The organism is Cellvibrio polysaccharolyticus, assembly GCF_015182315.1.
Lineage (GTDB): Bacteria > Pseudomonadota > Gammaproteobacteria > Pseudomonadales > Cellvibrionaceae > Cellvibrio > Cellvibrio polysaccharolyticus.
Map to the genome: position 1 here is coordinate 1,956,912 of NZ_PRDL01000001.1, position 18,909 is coordinate 1,975,820.

Here is an 18,909-nt window from a genome sequence, read left to right on the forward strand (position 1 = left end):
AACGCTAAACGATTCGATTAAACGCTGATGGCTTGATAAACCGGTAGCCATCAGAGCGGAAGGCGGGTAGTGTATTTGACTTGCCGCAACGCAAAAGACGAACTGATATTGGCGATATGGGGCAGGCGCATTAATGAGTGGCGCAGCAGTTGCTCATAAGCCGCCACGCTTTCCACAACCACCCGCAATAAATAATCCCGATCGCCGCTCATGGCATAGCACTCGACGATTTCCGGGGTATCGCTCAATGCTGCTTCAAATTCATCCAGCGCCGGTTGTTCATGGGTTTTAAGGTTCACGTACACATGCACCGTTACGCCCAGGTTCAGCATGTCCGCATCCAGCAAGGTAACCTTGCCGCGAATAATGCCTTCCGCTTCGAGGCGCTTCAGGCGTCGCCAACAGGGGGTGTGTGACAAGCCAATCAAATTGCCCAGATCCGCCATGGAGTAATCTCCATTTTCCTGCAGGGCGCGCAGAATTTTACGATCGTATTCATCAAGCTCAACAGCATTCGTCATTGATAATTATCCTGCTAATGTCCGAAGTTGTAGTCGGTATCATCCCTTAAATGGCGGGTATGAGAAAAAAGTATGTCGCCATTGTATGCTTTGAGAGGGCAGTGAGCAATTGTTGAGACGCCATTCACGCGGTTTTTTGGTTGCGTTACCACCGGCTTCCGGTCTTGCCTGAATGACAGAATGGCCTTGCACGGGAGCCGTTCGAAAAATCTATTTATTATTCAAAATCAAATAGTTGTGTATCACCTTGCCAGCTTCCCGGAGCGCATATTGTGATTGCTGCCAGGGACGTGTATCGTAACGCCTTTTTTACCAGTCGTATGTGCCAAGACAGGTTTGCATGTGTTTAGCGGCTGGAGAGACAGTGAGGACAGACCATAATGAGAGTTATTTTGTTGGGCGCACCCGGAGCAGGAAAGGGTACACAAGCGCAGTTGATCATGGAAAAGTTTGGCATTCCGCAAATTTCCACCGGTGATATGCTGCGCGCGGCTGTTAAAGCCGGTACTCCGCTCGGATTGCAGGCCAAAGATATTATGGCCTCAGGTGGTCTGGTATCCGATGATTTGATCATCGCCCTGGTTAAAGAGCGCATTACCGCTGCTGATTGTGCCAACGGATTCCTGTTTGACGGTTTCCCGCGCACTATCCCGCAAGCGGAAGCCTTGCAGGAAGCCGGTGTTCATATTGACCATGTGATCGAAATTGACGTGGCTGACGAAGAGATCGTTGCCCGTCTGAGCGGTCGTCGTGTGCACGAAGCCTCAGGTCGTATTTATCACGTTATCCATAATGCCCCCAGGCGTGAAGGCCTGGATGACGTAACCGGTGAGCCGCTGGTTCAACGTCCTGATGATTCCGAAGCAACCGTACGCAAGCGTTTGGGTGTTTACCACGAGCAAACCAAACCGCTGGTTAATTTTTACCAGAGTATGGCTACCGCCGGTGATAAAAATGCACCGCGCTACACCCGTATTGATGGCGTTGGCAGTGTTGATGCCATTCGCCAGCAGCTGTTGACCGTATTGGGTTAAACGCTAAAAAAATTGCCGGTTTAAACGCCGGCAATTTTTTATCCGCTAATGCCCGGATATTCCCCGAATTACTTTTCTCTTCCTGTTATTGCACTGGCAGCCTGATGTTTCAGGATAAAGCCTGCCCCTGAATGGTTATAACCAGCTGGCGCGAGCCGCCATGATTGCGATGTTCACCCAGATAAATTCCCTGCCATGTACCCAGGTTTAATCTACCCCGGGTAATCGGTATCACCACACTGCAACCCAGCGTACTGCTTTTGATATGCGCCGGCATATCGTCATCGCCTTCGTAGTCATGACGATAATAAGGCGCGGCCTCGGGTATAAATTTGTTGAAATGGGTTTCCATATCCTGACGCACGGTGGGGTCGGCATTTTCGTTAATGGTTAATGACGCCGAGGTGTGCTGAATAAATACATGCAACAAACCGATATCAATATTGGCAAGCTCGGGCAGCGCCTGTACCACGTCGTCGGTGATCAGATGAAAGCCGCGAGTTTTTGCTTTCAGCGTTATTTTCTTTTGAATCCACATAATTTTATATCATCAAGGGTGGGCTGCTACTCGGAGGTGTCGCTGGCCGGTTCGGTTTCTGCCGGGGCGGTGCCAACATCCTGCGGACATATGCCATCGCTGAATCCTGTTACGCGTTGGTCGGTACACGCCGAGCAGCCATTGGAAAACGTGTAGGTTTCCCAGCTGGGGCAGGGCGTTGTTACGCAGCGCACGCCGGTATCAATAAACCCGCATACCGGTTGATAATCGGGCGTGCAGGCTGCCGGTCTTTCTTCCGGGCAGCGCACGGCAGGCTGATTATCTGCCGCAACCGGGGCCAGGGGTTCCGACGCCCGGCTGTCGCCGGATTGACAGGCTGATAACAGCACTACTGTGGTGATTAACAGAATCATTCGGCAGGATGCGACAGACATAAAAGCCTCTTCGAAAAATCAGCTAATAAAACTCAGATTTGTTTGGGGGTGAGCGCTGCAGATTCAAACTCAATGCCCGACCAGCCATGGCGTATAAAATTTCTGATGTTGCCGTGGTCGCTGCCTTGCGGATTTTTCAATACATCTTCGCGGTAAAAATCGCCAAAACAATAGAGTGTTTCCTGCTCGGAAAGCGCATGTATTTTCGCAAATGAAAAAACCTTGCATGAGCCTTCGTTTTGTCCGGCGGCATTGCTGATCTCGCCATTGCGAAATGCCGTAGGGATGTAATCGAAATTACTCTGGATGGTGTCAATCGTATGATTAAAGCTGACGGTTTCCGGGGCTGTGCGAAGTTTGGTCAAAAAAATCGATAATTCCATAAAATACTGACTCATCTAATCGTAAAAGGTGAACTGCTATGGTGCATTTTTTGTGTGGTTTTGTCTTTCGCGGGCAGGCGGGAAATCCCCTTGTGAAGCCATTATTCCTGCAAACTTGTGTGATAGTATAGCCTCGTTTCTCACCGACTCCGAAGGGTTACTGCTGTGAAAAAACGTCCTATCTATATTCCCTTTGCCGGCCCCGCATTGCTGGAGGCGCCTCTGCTGAATAAAGGCAGCGCGTTCAGCGAATACGAGCGTCAGCAATTCAACCTTGAAGGGTTGTTGCCTTACAATATTGAAACCATCGAAGAGCAGGCAGCCAGGGCGTACCAGCAGTTGTGTGCGTTTCAAACCGATATCGACAAACATATTTATCTGCGCAATATTCAGGATACCAATGAAACCCTTTACTTCCGCCTGGTAACTGATCATTTGCAAGAAGTCATGCCGCTGATTTACACCCCGACCGTGGGGCAGGCGTGTCAGCAATTTTCGAAAATTTATCGTCGCAAGCGCGGTCTGTTTGTCTCCTGGCCGGATCGTGATCGCATCGAAGATATGCTGCAAAATGCGACCAAACAAAATGTGAAAGTCATCGTTGTCACCGATGGCGAACGCATTCTCGGGTTGGGCGATCAGGGCATTGGCGGCATGGGTATTCCTATCGGCAAGCTCGCCTTGTACACCGCTTGCGGCGGCATCAGCCCGGCCTACACTTTGCCCATTACGCTGGATCTTGGTTGTAATAACCCCGAGTTGATTGATGATCCCATGTACATGGGCTGGCGTCATCCGCGTATCAGCGGTGAAGAATATTATGAATTCGTAGACACCTTTATTCAGGCGGTGAAGCGCCGCTGGCCGCATGTGCTGCTGCAATTTGAAGACTTCTCGCAAACCCATGCCAACCCGCTACTGGCGCGCTATCGCGATGAACTTTGCTGCTTCAACGATGACATTCAGGGCACTGCCGCCGTGGCATTGGGAACTCTCCTGTCAGCGTGTATGGCCAAAGGCGAACGGCTGCGTGATCAACGCATTGTCTTTGCCGGTGCCGGTTCAGCCGGATGCGGTATTGCCGAGCAATTGATTGCGCAAATGCGCGATGAAGGATTGACGGATGCAGAAGCGCGGCAGCGAATTTTTCTATTAAACCGCTCCGGGCTTGTCACCAGCAGCACGCCGGAGCTGCTGTCTTTTCAGCAGGTATTAAGTGTTCCCGACGAACTGCTGCAAGGTTGGCAGCGGGATGAAAATAACACCTCTGGCGCTTTCGATTTGCTGGATGTGGTGAACAATGTGCGGCCCACCGTATTGGTCGGGGTGTCGGCACAGGCCGGTTTGTTCACGCAAAAAATTATCCAGAATATGCAGCGCCATTGTGAGCGCCCGATTGTATTGCCGCTTTCCAACCCCACCTCAAAAGTTGAGGCTTTTCCGGCAGATATTTTGCGCTGGACGGATGGTAAGGCCATGGTCGCTACCGGCAGCCCGTTTTTACCGGTTGAGATTGAAGGGCAACAAATTGCTATTGCCCAATGTAATAACAGTTATATTTTCCCGGGCGTAGGGCTCGGGGTTATTGCTGCCAAAGCTACCCGTATTACCGATGGTATGATGATGGCCGCCAGTCGTGCGCTGGCAGCGGCATCACCGGTGGCACAAACCGGCAGCGGCGCGTTGCTGCCTGCGTTGGGCGATATCCGTGCAGTAAGCAAGGTTATTGCCAAAGCCGTGTTTTTACAGGCGGTTTCCGATGGCGTGGCAATGCCGGTACCGGAGGACGTTATTGATAACGCCATTGAAGCCAATTTCTGGCAGCCGGAATACCGCAACTACCGACGCACATCGTTTTAATACAATACGCTTCGCGGGGCCGCGACTTTCAGTTACCTAAAACAGGGTGAGGTCGCAACCCGCGATGTGATCGCCTTCGCTACAAAATGCAACAGACGCGCACAACCCGGCGTGAAAAAATGGAATGGGTTGCAGTAATTGGTTCTCGGGTGTTGTCTCAAAGAGCCTTTGCAGCTTTTCAGTATACGGAGATAAAGCTATACATTTCTTTACCTCAGCAGGTTTCCGGATGTCGGATTTACGTGGCAGTATGACGGCCACTTTAACGCTGGTGTTTTTATGAGCAGGCGGGAGTTTTTTAAAAACAGTGAATGGCAGCAGATATTGACGACGTTTCTGGAGTCATCCGGGCGTCCGCCATTCACCATGAATTTTTATCAGCTCGACGGTTATATAAAAGCATTAACGCTCTTATCGGATTGTTGCGATGATAAGTGGTTTCCGCTGATATTCGGTGATCAGTCACCGGCATGGCGGGATGAGCAAGAAGCATTGCAGATTCGCGAAGGTATACAAACGCTGGTCGACTTTCACCGACAGCAATTACAACAGGATTGTTGTGACTTGCCACTGGATGTGGATTATTCGCCGAATCGTGAGGAGCGAATGGATCTTGAGCAATGGGCAAGAGGATTTTTGCAAGGCTATAGTTTTCAGGATGATCAATGGAGCAGTTTGTTGGAATTTGCGCCGGGGATAAGGGTTGATGGAAATTTAACAACCGAATCACTGGCCGATGAAATGGACGCTGTGCTATACATTGTATCAACTGTTGCAGATGCTGATTTTGCTGTGGTTCAAGGGGTTCCGGAAGCTGAACTCGATAGCATTTTCAGACGATTGCCTGTTGCCCTGGTTAGCCTTGGTCAATCAGTCAAACAACGCATCACGCTGCAACCCCGTATTGATACAGTCACCGGCATTGTTTGAGCGGTTTGTCTGTGGTCTTCGCATTGATTCCATAGCTCCTTTGTCAGGAGCAAGCCGTTTTCGACGCTGCTTTTATTAATCTGATGACTGAAACTAATTGACTGGTCACGGTAAAGGACTAAATGATGGATTTTTTATCTGCACAAAAATATTTATCGGGTAAACCACAGGCGCGGGAAAATTTTCCTTTCGGCCCGGAAGTAGCGGTTTACAAGGTATGTCATAAAATGTTCGCTACGCTGACGGTAGAATCGGGGTTGCCCCGGGTCAATCTCAAGTGCGATCCCGATGAAGCGCTGGCGCTGCGCGACAAGTATCCGGCCGTTCAGCCGGGTCATCACATGAACAAGAAGCATTGGAATACCGTCTATCTGGATGGCAGCATCAACAGCGCTGACATTGAGCGTATGATCGATAATTCCTATGATCTGGTGGTAAATAATTTGCCGACCGACGAGCGGGTCAAGCTGCTCGGAAAGTAAGTATTTGGTGTAGTAACGATTTGATGTAACGGAGAGTGTTGGATGGGGACTGTTTTAATAACCGGTGCTGCAGGTGGTATCGGTCTGGAGTTAACCCGGCATTACTTGCGTGGCGGCCATCAGGTGTTTGCGGTATGCCGTAAGGCAACTGCCGAGCTGAACGCCAGTGGTGCAACGGTTATTGCCAATATTGATGTCATTGACGAGCAAAGTTACAGCGCGTTAACGCAGTCCCTCTCCGGCATCGAACTGGATATCCTGATCAATAATGCCGGCGTTTTTGGAGACAATACGCTGGGGTCAATTGACTACGAAAATATTGAATATCAATTTAAAGTTAATGCTGTTGCACCTTTGCGGGTAACTGAAGCATTGCTTTCTTCCTTGAAGCCCGGTTCCAAAATTGCCATGATTACCAGCCGCATGGGTTCCATTGCTGACAATGGTTCCGGTGCCTATTACGGTTATCGCATGAGCAAGGCCGCACTCAATGCTGCCGGTGTGTCACTGGCGCGTGATCTGGCCGGAAAAGGTATCGCGGTAGGTTTATTTCACCCGGGTTTTGTACAAACCCGTATGGTGGGTTTTGCCGGGGATATTTCTCCGGAGCTGTCCGCTCAGCGGCTCGCGCAACGCATCGAAGCGCTCTCCTTGCAAAATACCGGCGGGTTCTGGCATTCAAGTGGTGATAAGCTACCCTGGTAGCAGACTTTCTTACGGGTCTTGCAATCAGGTTACAGGTACAGCAATAAGGCTTGCTTAAGGCAAGGGAAAGTGATGTCACTGAAGCGACGCAACAACTATGACCGAGAATCTTGTTTTTCCTCCGGAAAGTGAAGCAGCGGAAATTGCTACTGCTGACGATATCGGTTTGCGTTTGAAATGCATTCGTGAGCGCAATGGCCTGTCGCAACGCGAGCTGGCCAAGCGCGCCGGCATCACCAACAGCAACATCTCCATGATTGAGCAGGGGCTGGTCAGCCCATCGGTCAATTCGCTGGCTCGGGTGCTTGGCGGAATTCCCATGACACTCGCACAATTTTTTGCCTGCAATCCACTCGATATCGGGCAGGTGGTTTATCGTGCTGACCATCTCGCCGCAACGGCTGTTATTCTGGCTAACGGTATCACCCGAACAACGGTTGCAACCGACAAGTTGGATCGGCAGCTGACCTTGCAAAAAATGTCTTTTCTTCCTGAAACGGATACGGGCAGACAGTTGCTGCACACCGACACCGAGTTGAGCGGAACAGTGGTTTTTGGTTCGCTGGAGTTAACTGCCGGTACGCTGGTGCAGCAATTATTTGCTGGCGATGCGTTCTATTTAACGGCGGGTCAACCTTACCGATTGCGCAATCTTTCTACCGCTCATGCAGAAGTCGTTATCACTACGCCTTCGGGCAGCAAAACCTGCTGAATCTTTTCTGACACATTATTATCCTTTCTGCATTTTCAAGCTTGCTACCTCTTTTTCCCCGGCGCAATTCGTGGCACTGTAAACCCACGGTACCTGAATGCGGCGCCGTCGGTATGCAATAGCGACTTCCGTAACGATTATTGCTGATAAAAACAACGAGATAGCGGTGTTCTGTTGTTCGGCTGCTACACTGATAGCTGTCCCGAACTTATTCACAAGAGACCTGTGCTTATGTTTCAAGGAAAAGCCATTTCCCTCACCCGGCTAGCGTCGGGTATTGTTGAACTCATCATTGATCTCAAAGATGAGTCAGTTAACAAATTCAATTTACTCACGGTATCCGAGCTTTCCAAAGCGCTGGATATTCTGGAGCAAACCTCCGACATCAAGGGCTTGCTTGTCACCAGCGGCAAGGATGTATTTGTCGTGGGGGCAGATATCAGCGAGTTTGGTGCGGCTTTCGCAGCCGGCCCTGAGGGGGTCATCAATCACCTCGCCACCAACAACCGCAATTACAACCGGCTGGAAGATTTACCTTTTCCTTCCGTTGTTGCCGTTAACGGTTATGCACTGGGTGGCGGTTTTGAATTGTGTCTGGCTTGCGATTACCGCGTGGCCAGCAGCAAAGCCAAAGTGGGCTTGCCGGAAACCAAACTGGGCATTATTCCGGGGTGGGGCGGCACGGTTCGCTTGCCGCGCCTGGCCGGGCTTGAAACCGCTGTGGAGTGGATTGCTTCCGGTAAGGAAAACAGCGCCGCCGATGCGCTGACTGCCCGCGTAGTAGACGGTGTGGTTGAGCCGGAGGTGTTGCGAGATGCGGCGCTGGCTACCTTGCAATTGGCCATTGATGGCAAATTCGATTACAAGGCGCGCCGGCAACAAAAAACGTCTCCGCTGCAGTTGAATTTCATTGAATCGATGATGGCTTTTGAAACCTCAAAGGCCTTCGTTGGTGCTCAGGCCGGTCGTAATTATCCGGCGCCGGTGGCCGCTATTAAAGCGATGCAAAAAGCGGCGGATAAATCCCGTGATGAAGCGCTGCAAATTGAAGCCGAAGCGTTTGCCAAAATGGCACAGACGCCAATCGCCCCGGCGTTGGTGGGTATTTTTCTTAATGACCAGTTACTGGCAAAAAAAGCCAAAAGCTGGGAGAAAAAATCCGACAAAAAAATTGAACGCGCGGCCGTGTTGGGCGCGGGCATCATGGGCGGCGGTATTGCCTATCAGTCGGCGAGCCGCGGTGTTCCATTGCGTATGAAAGACGTTGCCCGAAAGGGGTTGGATGTCGGTTTGGCTGAGGCCAACAAACTCCTTACCAAACGCGTTGAACGCAAAAAAATGACGCCATCGGAAATGGGCGATGTGTTAAATCGCATTGAACCGATGCTGAGTTACGACGGCTTTGATGATACCGATATCGTGGTAGAAGCCGTTGTTGAAAACCCTGAAGTAAAACGTAAAGTGTTGGCCGAAGTTGAGCAGGCGGTTAATGCCGACACTGTTTTAACCTCCAACACCTCAACCATTTCCATTTCCTGGTTGGCCGAAGCTTTGCAGCGGCCGGAAAATTTCTGCGGCATGCATTTTTTCAACCCGGTGCCGGTAATGCCGCTGGTAGAAGTCATTCGTGGTGAAAAAACCTCTGATCGTGCTATCGCCAGAACCGTGGCCTACGCCAATGCGATGGGTAAAAAGCCGATCGTGGTAAAAGATTGCCCGGGCTTTCTGGTGAACCGCGTTTTGTTTCCTTATTTTGCCGGTTTCTCGCTGCTGGTTCGCGATGGTATGGATTATCAGCGTATCGACAAGGTGATGGAAACCTGGGGTTGGCCCATGGGGCCTGCGTATCTGTTGGACGTTGTAGGGCTTGATACCGCTGTACACGCTGAAAAAGTGATGGCCAAAGGCTTCCCGGATCGCATGCAGCGCGACTACCAATCGGCCATTGAAGCGTTGTACGAAGCAGAGCGTCTCGGTCAGAAAAATGGCAAGGGTTTCTACGATTACCAGACAGACAAAAAAGGTAAGCCGGAAAAAGTTGCCAGCGACGTGGCGGTAAAACAGGTGCAAGGTGTTGTGCAGGGCGATGCAAACGATATCAGTGATGAAGATATTATCGCGCGCCTGATGGTTCCTATGGCAACCGAATTGATGCGCTGCCTGGAAGAGGGGATTGTTGAATCGCCGGCTGAGGCGGACATGGCGCTGGTGTACGGTATTGGTTTCCCGCCGTTCCGCGGCGGTGTTTTGCGCTGGATTGATACCATCGGTCTGGCAACCTTTGCTGACATGGCAAAAAAATTCGAGTCGCTCGGTGCGCTGTACACACCGCCGGCCAGTTTTGCTGACCAGCTGACCAACAACAAAAAGTTTTACGGCTAAAGGAGACGCACAGTGAGTTTACATCCAAGAGATGCCGTGATTGTCGATTACGCTCGCAGCGCCATGGGGCGCTCCAAAAATGGTTGCTTCCGCCACGTGCGTGCCGATGATATATCGGCTGCCATTATTAAAGGCTTGCTGGCGCGCAATGAGGGGCTTGACCCTGCCACCATTGACGACCTGTTATGGGGTTGCGTGATGCAACGCGAAGAGCAGGGTTTTAATATTGCGCGCAATATTTTGTTACTGACCGGCTTGCCGCATACCATCCCCGCGCAAACGATCAACCGCTTGTGCGGTTCTTCGATGTCGGCACTGCACATAGCGACCGCCAATATCCGTGCCGGGCTGGGTGATGTTTATTTGATTGGTGGCGTTGAGCACATGGGGCATTTGCCCATGTACGAATCCATCAACCCCAATCCGTTAACCGGCCTGAGTGTTGCCAAAGCCGCCGGTAATATGGGTATGACAGCAGAATATCTGGCGCTGTTACACGGCGTTACTCGCCAGCAAATGGATGAGTTTGGGGCGCGCTCTCATCAGTTGGCGGCCAAGGCGCGTGCTGATGGCAGTTTTGCCCGGGAAATTATTCCGGTGGCCGGCCACGACAACCAGGGTATTCCCATTCTGGTGGAGCACGATGAAACCATTCGACCGGATACCACTGTAGAAGCGCTTTCAAAACTGCCGCCGGTGTTTGATCCTAAAAATGGCCAGGTAACGGCTGGTACTTCGTCGCAAGTGTCTGATGGTGCTTCGGTTATGTTGGTGATGTCTGCCGAGCGCGCTCAGGCATTGGGTTTGAAGCCAATCGCCAAAATTACTTCGTTAGGCCTGGCCGGTGTTGACCCGTCGATCATGGGTTATGGCCCGGTGCCGGCCACCGAAAAAGCACTAAAAACTGCCGGTTTGACGATTGATGACATTCAGGCGGTTGAGTTGAATGAGGCGTTTGCTGCCCAGGCCATTCCGGTGTTGAAGGATTTGAAATTGCTTGAGCACATGGATTCCAAAGTCAATTTGCATGGCGGTGCCATTGCGCTGGGTCATCCGTTTGGTTGCTCCGGTGTGCGCATTACCGGCTCGTTACTGACGGTGATGGAACAGCGCGATTTAACTCTCGGTATATCCACCATGTGTATCGGACTGGGGCAGGGTATTACGACGGTGTTGGAACGCTTATAACATCAAGCGGCAGATGTAAAAATGCCCCGGCGTGCTGAAAACACGCCGGGGCATTTTTTATTGCGGAAGCAAATTTTACAGGTTGATACCCAGTTTCTGCAGGGTATTGGAATCTGCAAAACCGTCGGCAATCATACCGTGTTTCTGTTGGTATTCACCGAGCGCACGGCGTGTGGCAGGGCCGAAAATACCATCGGGTTCGCCCACATCAATATCGGCTTTCGCCAGTTTAAGTTGTAAATCCAGCACTTGCTGGCGGCTCAGGCGAGGTGCGTCCGTTGCCGGTTGTTGAATCAATTTCCCGCCGCCGGTGATACGGTCAGCCAGATGGCCGACGGCAATGGCGTAATACTCTGAACGGTTCCATTTCATGATCACGCGGAAATTATCGTAAACCAGAAAGGCAGGGCCCTGATAACCGGCGGGCACCAGCAAGGAAGCGGTGAGATCATCCGCTGCTGACAATACATCACCTTTGGCCTGTTTAACCCCGGCATCACGCCATTCGGTCAGTGTGCGGCTCTGGTTCAAACCTGCTTCAAGGAAGTCGAAATCGAGCGGTAATGACACTTCGCGGCCCCAGCGGCTGCCTTTTTCCCAACCAAGGCTGCGCAGGAAGTTTGCCGCCGATGCCATGGCATCGGGGATGCTGTTCCAGAGGTCGCGCTTGCCATCGCCATCGTAATCCACCGCATGGCGTAAAAAGGCCGAGGGCATAAATTGTACGTGGCCCATGGCACCCGCCCAGGAGCCCTCCATCTTATCGGGGCTGATAGCGCCTTCATCAATAATTTTCAGGGCGCTCATCAACTCGCCGGTGAAGTAATCGCTACGACGCGGATCACAAGCCAGTGTAGCCAGCGAATCGAGTACTGACATCTTGCCGAAGAAGCTGCCGTAGTTGGTTTCCAGCCCCCAGAAAGCGACCAGATATTGCGAGGGTACGCCATATTCCTTGCTGATTTGTTCCAGCAAGGCCTGATGTTTTTGCAGCAATGCGCGGCCTTTGTCTACCCGGTCCTGAGTGACGCGGCGATTCAAATAATCGGCAAAGGAGGTGGTGAATTCCGGCTGCTGACGATCCAGCTCAATGACCCGGGCAGAGTATTTAACCTTTGCCAGGGTGTTTTCAATGGTGGATTTGGAAATTTCATTTTCGTTTGCGGTAGCAATCAAAGTGTTCAGGCATTGATCAAAGTTGCCTGTTTCCTCTGGCGCCTGAGCGAAGCTGTGCATCGCCAGACCGAGTAAAAGGGCACCACTGATACACTTTATTTTTTGACTCATAACAACTCCAACAGCTGGTCCTGCACGGTTTCAGGCAGGGTTTACCAAAAAGGCCTGGCGATATTTTAACAGACGATACTCAAATACAGAGGAAACTTCCTGTGACGCCAGCAATTGTCGATATTCCGGCAGACACGCTATGTGGCGATTGGCCGCTGGTGATGGGGAAATCAGCACGTCAGTAGACAAACTATTTGCAGGATAGTGCCTTAAAAAAGTGCGCCAGACAAACCGGCTGGTAAAGACAATACGATCAATTCCGGCACTCAGGCAATGTTCAATGGATTCACTATTAATAGCAAGAATATGCAGGTTGCTATCCGAGCAATTATTGTGGGTACGTATAACCTGACCGGCAATATCGGTGAGCGCCAGGCCATGCTGGTCACATAAGGCTTCTTGCTGGGTGCGGTTACTGGCCGGTTGCTGGAACACGGCTGACAACAGTGGCCAGAAGAAATTTTTGCCACTACCTCCGTAAAACCACGAGCCGTAGTCTTCGCCGTTAAAGCAGGGAAAACTCCCCATAATCAGTGTTTTCGCTCCAACCGGTGAATAATGTCCAAAAGGGTGTTGTTCAACCATCGTATAACAATCCGCTGCTGGGCTGTATGTAAAACGAGGGTGGTACACCGGAATGGGTAGAGCGATTGCGCCATTCGGCCCTGAACCGGCTGAAACCGCAGCGTGTCGCGATTTAGCCGTTCAAGGTTTGATACCACCAGCGCGTCCTTGAATACTGCCTGAAAAATCTGATGGAAATTATAGTAACTCCGACAGATTCCCCTGAGATCTGCTGCACGGTTTCAGGTCGCGGGAAATATCTATGGCACCGGATTCATTAAAGAGGCCGCCGTGCTGCTGGTAAATTGAACAAAACGGCTCACTCGCCGGGGTTTATGGCTGGGTGCCCCCGGCATCTTCTATTTCGGTTTCTGCCCGGCTGGCGCGCACCGCTTCACCAAATGCCTGGAGCAGCGCCGGGAAGCGCGGATCATTCATCAATTGCCAATAGGCTTTTTGTTCAATCAGACGCTGAAACTCCGCGTCTTTCATAATGGCTTGAACCTGCGGGTCCTGGTAGAGTTTTTCCATGCCCCGGTTTGCATCCACCATCAGATTGGCCAGTGCTTTATCCGGCGGGCTGTTTTTATCGGTGAGCCCGGATTGTTGCAGCAATATTTGCAAATCCGGATGGTCGGCAATTTGCTGAAACAGCGGGTCGGCCATAATTTGTTCGGTATCACCTTCTCTCACCATGGCCGATAACTGTGGATCGGCGATAAAAGCTTTCAGCTCCGGCATTTGCGCCACATTGGCGAGCCGTTTGCCATTGTCGACCGGCGAATGCAAAAAACCTTCGGCAAATAATGCCGCATCCGGCTGCACCAGATTGATCAGCCGTGCTCCGGTTTTACTGACCAGCTCGCGTGACAGCTGCGCCAGCGGCGAGTCCGGGGTTTCCGCAGTTTTGCGAAAGTCCTGAAACAGTGTCCAGCCATAGACCAGCAAAATGCCCACCAACGCGCCGATAACGGCACCGGTGAGTAACCCGGCCAGGCGTGACAAGGCGCTCAGCTTGCCAGCAGTACGGGTGTGCTGATCGAGCAGGGAAAACAACAAGGTTACTACCATGCTGACCGGAATAAAAATCAGCAAACCGGCCACTGGATAAACCGCCATACCATGCAATGAGGTGTTTTCCCGAAGGTAATTCGCCAGGGGTGCAATAAACAGGAAGGTGGCTGCGTAGGCTGCCAGCAAACTGCAAAGCTGCGATAAAACGCGAATGAAACCTTTCCAATAACCCTGAAGTGCAAATAGCACTATGCAGCCGGACAGCAATATAAAAGACAGAGACATGATGTTATTTAATACCTGGAACGCCTTGCAGGCAGGTGCGGCAATATAAGCTGGGCGTGGTGAACCGGCAAGCTGCGGTGCTAGTGATAAAGCCTTCAAATGACGCCTGGCCACTGAGGCTGCAGTAAGGCAAATATCGCGGGGTTAGCTCAATAATTGGCGATATCTGCCATATTTCCGGTTTTTTGCTTATCAATGTGGCCGGAAAAGCGCTTTTATTGATTGACCAGGTAAATTACTCAAGTATTCTCCGCGCTCGCCGAAACACCTGACTCAATCAATTGCTCCATAAGGATCGATGGAACACCGGAGATGCCCCATGAATCAACCCCGCTCCCGTATTGCCTGGCAACTGGCGACGGCCCTTGCCGTTATGCTGGTGCTGCTAATCAGCCTCAGCACTATCCTCGCCTTGCGCTCTCTGAGCAACGCCAATCTGGTTACCCGCGAAGAACACCTCGGCAGTGAAGCGCGGCTGCTGGCAGACCAGCTGGGTACTTTTCATGACGGTTTGCGCGAAAGCACCCAGCGGTTGGCTGGACTGTTCGAGCGGCGTTTTAGCACGGGTCTTTATGTGGCTCCGGATGAGCGTGTCACCGTCGGTTCCCGGCAGGCGCCGGTTCTCTATTTAAATAACACAGCCTTAAACAACGACTTTACCGAAGTGGATGAGTTTCGCCAGTTAACCGCCGGTGTGGCGACTATTTTTGTGCGTGATGGCGATGACTTTATCCGCGTTACTACATCGGTGCCCACGCAGGATGGCGGTCGCGCTATCGGCACTGTGCTTGATCGGCAACACAACGCCTATGCGCGGTTGCGGGCGGGTGAAAGCTACGTGGGGCGGGCGCTGTTATTTGAGCGCTTTTACATGACCCAGTACACGCCGGTGCGCGATGCAACGGGCCATGTATTTGCGGTGCTCTTCGTGGGTTTCGATTACACCGATGCGCAGCAAGCACAGTTTGCCAATTTGCAGCGTTTTCGCATTGGCAGCACCGGTTCGCTGGCTTTGCTTGACGAGCAGGGCAAATGGCTGGTGCCGCCTTACGCCGCGCGGCAGCCGGAGCAATTGATTGCGAACCTGTCCCCGGTGCTGGGCGCGCCGGGTAAAGGCGGTTTCTGGAGTGACGGGGAGCAGCGCTTTTACAGTGTCGCCATGCCGTTTGCCGGTGGCCCCTGGACGGTGTTGGCGAGCATGCCCGAGGCAGAAATTCAGGCAGTAACCTGGCGGGTCGGTAGCCAACTGGCCATCGGCAGCGTGATAACTCTGATTATCGCGGTCATTGCGGTGATCTGGCTGTTGCGCCGCAAGCTGCGCCCCCTGGGCGACCTGGTGCGTCAGGCGCAAGCGCTGGGCGCCGGTGATCTCGGTGTGCGTCTTGAGGTCGGCAGTAACGATGAGATTGGTGAGTTATCGCGCAGCTTTAATCAGATGAGCGAAGCCCTGTCGAGCATGGTCGAGCGCATTCGGGATGCCGCACGACACGTCAGCCAGCGAGCCGAGGCGCTGTCCGGCTTATCTCGCGGTGCCTATGCGGGTATTGAGCAACAATCCGGTGAGATCGGCAGCATGGCAGGAGCGGTTGAAGAGTTTAGCGCTACTTCCAAAGGCATTGCTGACAATATGCGTAGCACCGAGCGGATGGCTCATCAAAACGCGCAGCAAACCCGCATTGGCCGTGCCTCCATGGACGAAGCCTCCAATGCACTGGAGCAAATTTCCCAATCGCTGAATGCCACCTCTGAAGTGGTTGACGGGCTGGGGCAGCGTTCCCAGGAAATTGGCGGCATCCTCAGTGTGATTACCTCGATCGCCGAACAGACCAACTTGCTTGCGCTCAACGCGGCTATTGAGGCAGCTCGTGCCGGGGAACAAGGCCGCGGCTTCGCGGTGGTTGCCGATGAAGTGCGCAGCCTGGCGGGTCGTACTCGTGAAGCCACCACCGAAATTTCCAGCATGATCAGCAGTATTCAAGGCGAAACCGGCAGTGCCATCAGCACCATGGAACAAGGCCGTCAATTGATGCAAAACGGTCTGGAGCTGAATGCCAGAGTTGCCGAAGCCTTGAGCCGCATTGCCGAGCAAACCAGCGCCGCTGGCGATCAGTTTGCCGCTATCACCACTGCCACCAGCGAGCAGAGCAGCACTGCAACGGTACTCAGCAGCAACTTGCAAAGCATCGCCCAGGCCAATGGCGAGCAGCACGAAGTGATTGCCAACCTGGCGCACACCTCGAAGGAACTGGAAGCGTTGGCGGCTGATCTGCATCGCGAAGTTGAACGTTTTCGTTAACCCGTTGCTGCAACCCCAATAAAAAAAACCGGCGTCCAGGGGCGCCGGTCATTTTGCGTTTTTAATGTAATGATTGGTTATTGCAAGACTGGTGAAAATTTACCAGCTTTATTTAAGAGAGCGCATTGACAAATCAGGTACCGATAATACCGCCATCGTTTTTAGTCACAATCACGGTTGCCGAGCGAGGGCGACTGGTGCCGCCGCCTGGCCAATGGCTGGTGAAATTGCCTGGTGTAGAACGATCACCCGGGTGCTGAATATTAACAAACATGGTTTTCAGGTCCGGTGTGGTATGAACGCCGGTCACTTCACAATCCATCGGGCCAATCAGGAAGCGTCGCACTTCTTTCGTTACCGGATCGGCAGCGAGCATTTGGTTGTTACCAAACGGGCCGGCATTTTGTTGTGAACCGCTCATGTCCGTTTGAATCCACAGCACGCCACGCGGGTCGATCCACAAACCATCCGGGCTGGCAAAATGGTTGGCTTCCGTCAGGGTTACATCACCGGTGCTGGTACCCACATCGCCGCCTAACAGGAAAATATCCCACTCGAAGGTGTGATCGGCCTGCTCGCGCCAGCGAATAATATGACCGGTAGTATTGTTGGTGCGCGGGTTGGCGGCGTCAGTGGTGCTACGGCCGCTGTTGTTGGTGAGGGTGAAATACACTTCACCGGTTTGCGGGTGCACTGTGCCCCACTCAGGGCGGTCCATTTTGGTGGCGCCTTGAATATCGGCAGCAAGGCGGGTATTGATCAATACATCGGCCTGGTCGGCAAAGGTCACACCGGCGGCTGCGGCTTTTGCCACAAAACCGGAATCGTTAATGTCGAGCGGCAGCCATTCACCTTTCCCGGTTTCATCGAAACGGGCCACGTAGAGTACGCCGTGGTTCAACAAGTGACCGCCCGCGGTTGCCGCGTGGTAATTATCCGCAGACACAAATTTGTAGATGTATTCGTAAGTGGCGTCATCACCGGAGTAACAAACCACCGGTTCACCTTCTACCGCCGGTGCAAACACCACGCCTTCGTGACCAAAGCGGCCTAATGAGGTACGTTTTTGCGGTTTGCTTTCCGGTCTGAACGGATCAATTTCTACCATCCAGCCAAAGGTGTTCGGTTCGTTGCGGTAATCCTGATGGGCGTGATCGCCTTTGGTGGACGCATCAAAACGTACGTAAACATCTTCACCGGATTCAGCGTGCTCCCAGGAGTAACGGCCGTTGCTTGACGGTACGCCGTAACGGGCGTGTTCGCGCGGACGGGTTGTATCTTTGTTAACAAAATAACCGGCCCAGTTTTCTTCGGCAGCCAGATAAGTATTCCACGGCGTGAGGCCGCTACCGCAGTTGTTCAAGGTGCCGCGTGTTTCGGTACCGGACGGGCTGTATTTGGTCGCCATTTTGGCGGAACCCATCGCCGGGCCGCGAATTTCCATCGGCGTAGCGCCGGTAATGCGACGGTTGAACACACTGCCTTCTACCACGCGCCATTCACCGCTGGTGCGTTTAATATGAATAACGCTAACGCCGTGGGTCGCAACTTCTTTATGCACTTCATCCGTCGGGCGTTTGCCATTGACCAGGCTTGGGCCATTGGCGTGCAACACATCCGGATCGAAGTATTCGTGGTTCATTACCAGCAAACCTTCTTCGGAATTATTACCGCCTACATTGGCATCCATCGCCAAAAAGAAAATACCATCGTGGTGGCTGCCCACCTGTTGTTCCTGCTCAATACCGGTGTTGCTGCCGTTGTCGGCAAAGGGTGGCAGGCTGCCAGTCAGCGGCGTGCCCCAGGGAACAAATGCGGTGGCTGTGTAACCGGCAGGCACCTGAATGCTATCACCACGACCGGCTGCAAGACCGGTAAAGCCCAGCAACACTTCCGGCGCGGCGCTGGATGAACTGCTGGAGCTGGAAACGCTGCTGCTTGAAGAACTTGAGCTGTTTTTGTTGCTGCTGCTTGAACCGCAAGCGACCAGACCGGCGCCAATAAAAGCGGCAACAGCGGTGTGCACACTGCCTTTCAAAAATGAACGGCGTTGCAGTTGGCGAGCTTCCAGCACGGAAGCAAAAGTGCGGTTTTCAGAGAAGTTGGACAGTGGTTCTTCTCCGCTGTTATCAACGACCAGCGGGCTATTTTTGTCGACCATCGAAAGTGTCTCCATGCAAAACGGTTGCGTTGTTGGAATGGTTAGCCCACGCAGTAAACGTTAGATGTATGACAGTTTCGGGACAGTTAGGGGAAAGTTTTATGAGTGATTACGGAATGTGATCAAGGCAGCAAAAATGTTTTATCGCGGAAATTTTAACTGACTCTGTTTT

At 52.4% G+C, this 18,909-nt stretch carries 17 protein-coding genes; 9 read left to right on the plus strand and 8 right to left on the minus strand.

Features of this window, described 5'->3' with window-relative positions; translation table 11 throughout:
- Nucleotides 1-50: 50 nt before the first annotated feature.
- Entirely contained in the window at nucleotides 51-521 is a 471-nt protein-coding gene (locus C4F51_RS08365; RefSeq protein ID WP_193908891.1) for an Lrp/AsnC family transcriptional regulator, read from the minus strand.
- Nucleotides 522-901: 380 nt separating this feature from the next.
- Between C4F51_RS08365 and adk the strand changes: the two genes are divergently transcribed.
- Nucleotides 902-1,555: an adenylate kinase gene (adk, locus tag C4F51_RS08370; protein WP_193908893.1), complete on the plus strand. Its 654-nt coding sequence runs from the start codon at nucleotides 902-904 to the stop codon at nucleotides 1,553-1,555.
- A 109-nt stretch (nucleotides 1,556-1,664) separates the two neighbouring features.
- Here adk and C4F51_RS08375 read toward each other — a convergent pair whose 3' ends face one another.
- From C4F51_RS08375 to C4F51_RS08385, 3 genes are read right to left on the minus strand one after another with little or no spacing between them, the layout of a single operon-like run.
- Nucleotides 1,665-2,093, minus strand: a complete 429-nt coding sequence (locus C4F51_RS08375; protein WP_193908895.1) for a secondary thiamine-phosphate synthase enzyme YjbQ — start codon at nucleotides 2,091-2,093, stop codon at nucleotides 1,665-1,667.
- Nucleotides 2,094-2,119: 26 nt separating this feature from the next.
- A complete protein-coding gene (locus C4F51_RS08380) occupies nucleotides 2,120-2,488 on the minus strand; it encodes a hypothetical protein (RefSeq protein ID WP_193908897.1) in 369 nt (122 codons plus the stop codon).
- 32 nt (nucleotides 2,489-2,520) lie between these two features.
- Entirely contained in the window at nucleotides 2,521-2,871 is a 351-nt protein-coding gene (locus C4F51_RS08385; protein WP_193908899.1) for a HopJ type III effector protein, read from the minus strand.
- 165 nt (nucleotides 2,872-3,036) lie between these two features.
- On the opposite strand from C4F51_RS08385, the gene C4F51_RS08390 reads away from it, so the two are divergent.
- From C4F51_RS08390 to fadA, 7 genes are all read left to right on the plus strand, one after another.
- Complete coding sequence (locus tag C4F51_RS08390) at nucleotides 3,037-4,731, plus strand: NAD-dependent malic enzyme (RefSeq protein WP_193908901.1); 1,695 nt, start codon at nucleotides 3,037-3,039, stop codon at nucleotides 4,729-4,731.
- A 279-nt stretch (nucleotides 4,732-5,010) separates the two neighbouring features.
- Entirely contained in the window at nucleotides 5,011-5,661 is a 651-nt protein-coding gene (locus C4F51_RS08395; protein ID WP_193908903.1) for a UPF0149 family protein, read from the plus strand.
- A 125-nt stretch (nucleotides 5,662-5,786) separates the two neighbouring features.
- Nucleotides 5,787-6,143, plus strand: a complete 357-nt coding sequence (locus tag C4F51_RS08400) for an MmcQ/YjbR family DNA-binding protein (protein WP_193912472.1) — start codon at nucleotides 5,787-5,789, stop codon at nucleotides 6,141-6,143.
- A gap of 42 nt (nucleotides 6,144-6,185) precedes the next feature.
- Nucleotides 6,186-6,848, plus strand: coding sequence for an SDR family oxidoreductase (locus C4F51_RS08405; protein WP_193908905.1), 663 nt, complete (start codon nucleotides 6,186-6,188; stop codon nucleotides 6,846-6,848).
- Between the two features lie 97 nt (nucleotides 6,849-6,945).
- On the plus strand, nucleotides 6,946-7,560 hold the full coding sequence (locus tag C4F51_RS08410) for a helix-turn-helix domain-containing protein (protein ID WP_193908907.1): 615 nt from the start codon (nucleotides 6,946-6,948) through the stop codon (nucleotides 7,558-7,560).
- A gap of 231 nt (nucleotides 7,561-7,791) precedes the next feature.
- A complete protein-coding gene (gene fadB / locus C4F51_RS08415; protein WP_193908909.1) occupies nucleotides 7,792-9,942 on the plus strand; it encodes a fatty acid oxidation complex subunit alpha FadB in 2,151 nt (716 codons plus the stop codon).
- A 12-nt stretch (nucleotides 9,943-9,954) separates the two neighbouring features.
- Nucleotides 9,955-11,130 carry an acetyl-CoA C-acyltransferase FadA gene (gene fadA / locus C4F51_RS08420; protein ID WP_193908911.1) on the plus strand — a complete coding sequence of 392 codons (1,176 nt, stop codon included), beginning with the start codon at nucleotides 9,955-9,957 and terminating at the stop codon, nucleotides 11,128-11,130.
- Nucleotides 11,131-11,205: 75 nt separating this feature from the next.
- Here fadA and C4F51_RS08425 read toward each other — a convergent pair whose 3' ends face one another.
- The 3 genes from C4F51_RS08425 to C4F51_RS08435 all read right to left on the minus strand — a co-directional run bounded on the left by C4F51_RS08425 (nucleotide 11,206) and on the right by C4F51_RS08435 (nucleotide 14,280).
- Nucleotides 11,206-12,417 carry a lytic murein transglycosylase gene (locus C4F51_RS08425; RefSeq protein WP_193908913.1) on the minus strand — a complete coding sequence of 404 codons (1,212 nt, stop codon included), beginning with the start codon at nucleotides 12,415-12,417 and terminating at the stop codon, nucleotides 11,206-11,208.
- Between the two features lie 30 nt (nucleotides 12,418-12,447).
- Nucleotides 12,448-13,002 carry a uracil-DNA glycosylase family protein gene (locus C4F51_RS08430; protein ID WP_193908915.1) on the minus strand — a complete coding sequence of 185 codons (555 nt, stop codon included), beginning with the start codon at nucleotides 13,000-13,002 and terminating at the stop codon, nucleotides 12,448-12,450.
- A 312-nt stretch (nucleotides 13,003-13,314) separates the two neighbouring features.
- A complete protein-coding gene (locus C4F51_RS08435) occupies nucleotides 13,315-14,280 on the minus strand; it encodes a CvpA family protein (RefSeq protein ID WP_193908917.1) in 966 nt (321 codons plus the stop codon).
- 319 nt (nucleotides 14,281-14,599) lie between these two features.
- Between C4F51_RS08435 and C4F51_RS08440 the strand changes: the two genes are divergently transcribed.
- Nucleotides 14,600-16,576 (plus strand): methyl-accepting chemotaxis protein, encoded by a 1,977-nt coding sequence (locus tag C4F51_RS08440; protein WP_193908919.1) that lies wholly within the window; start codon nucleotides 14,600-14,602, stop codon nucleotides 16,574-16,576.
- A gap of 133 nt (nucleotides 16,577-16,709) precedes the next feature.
- Here the strand turns inward: C4F51_RS08440 and C4F51_RS08445 are convergent, their stop codons facing one another.
- On the minus strand, nucleotides 16,710-18,737 hold the full coding sequence (locus C4F51_RS08445; RefSeq protein ID WP_193908921.1) for a PhoX family protein: 2,028 nt from the start codon (nucleotides 18,735-18,737) through the stop codon (nucleotides 16,710-16,712).
- Nucleotides 18,738-18,909: the final 172 nt, after the last annotated feature.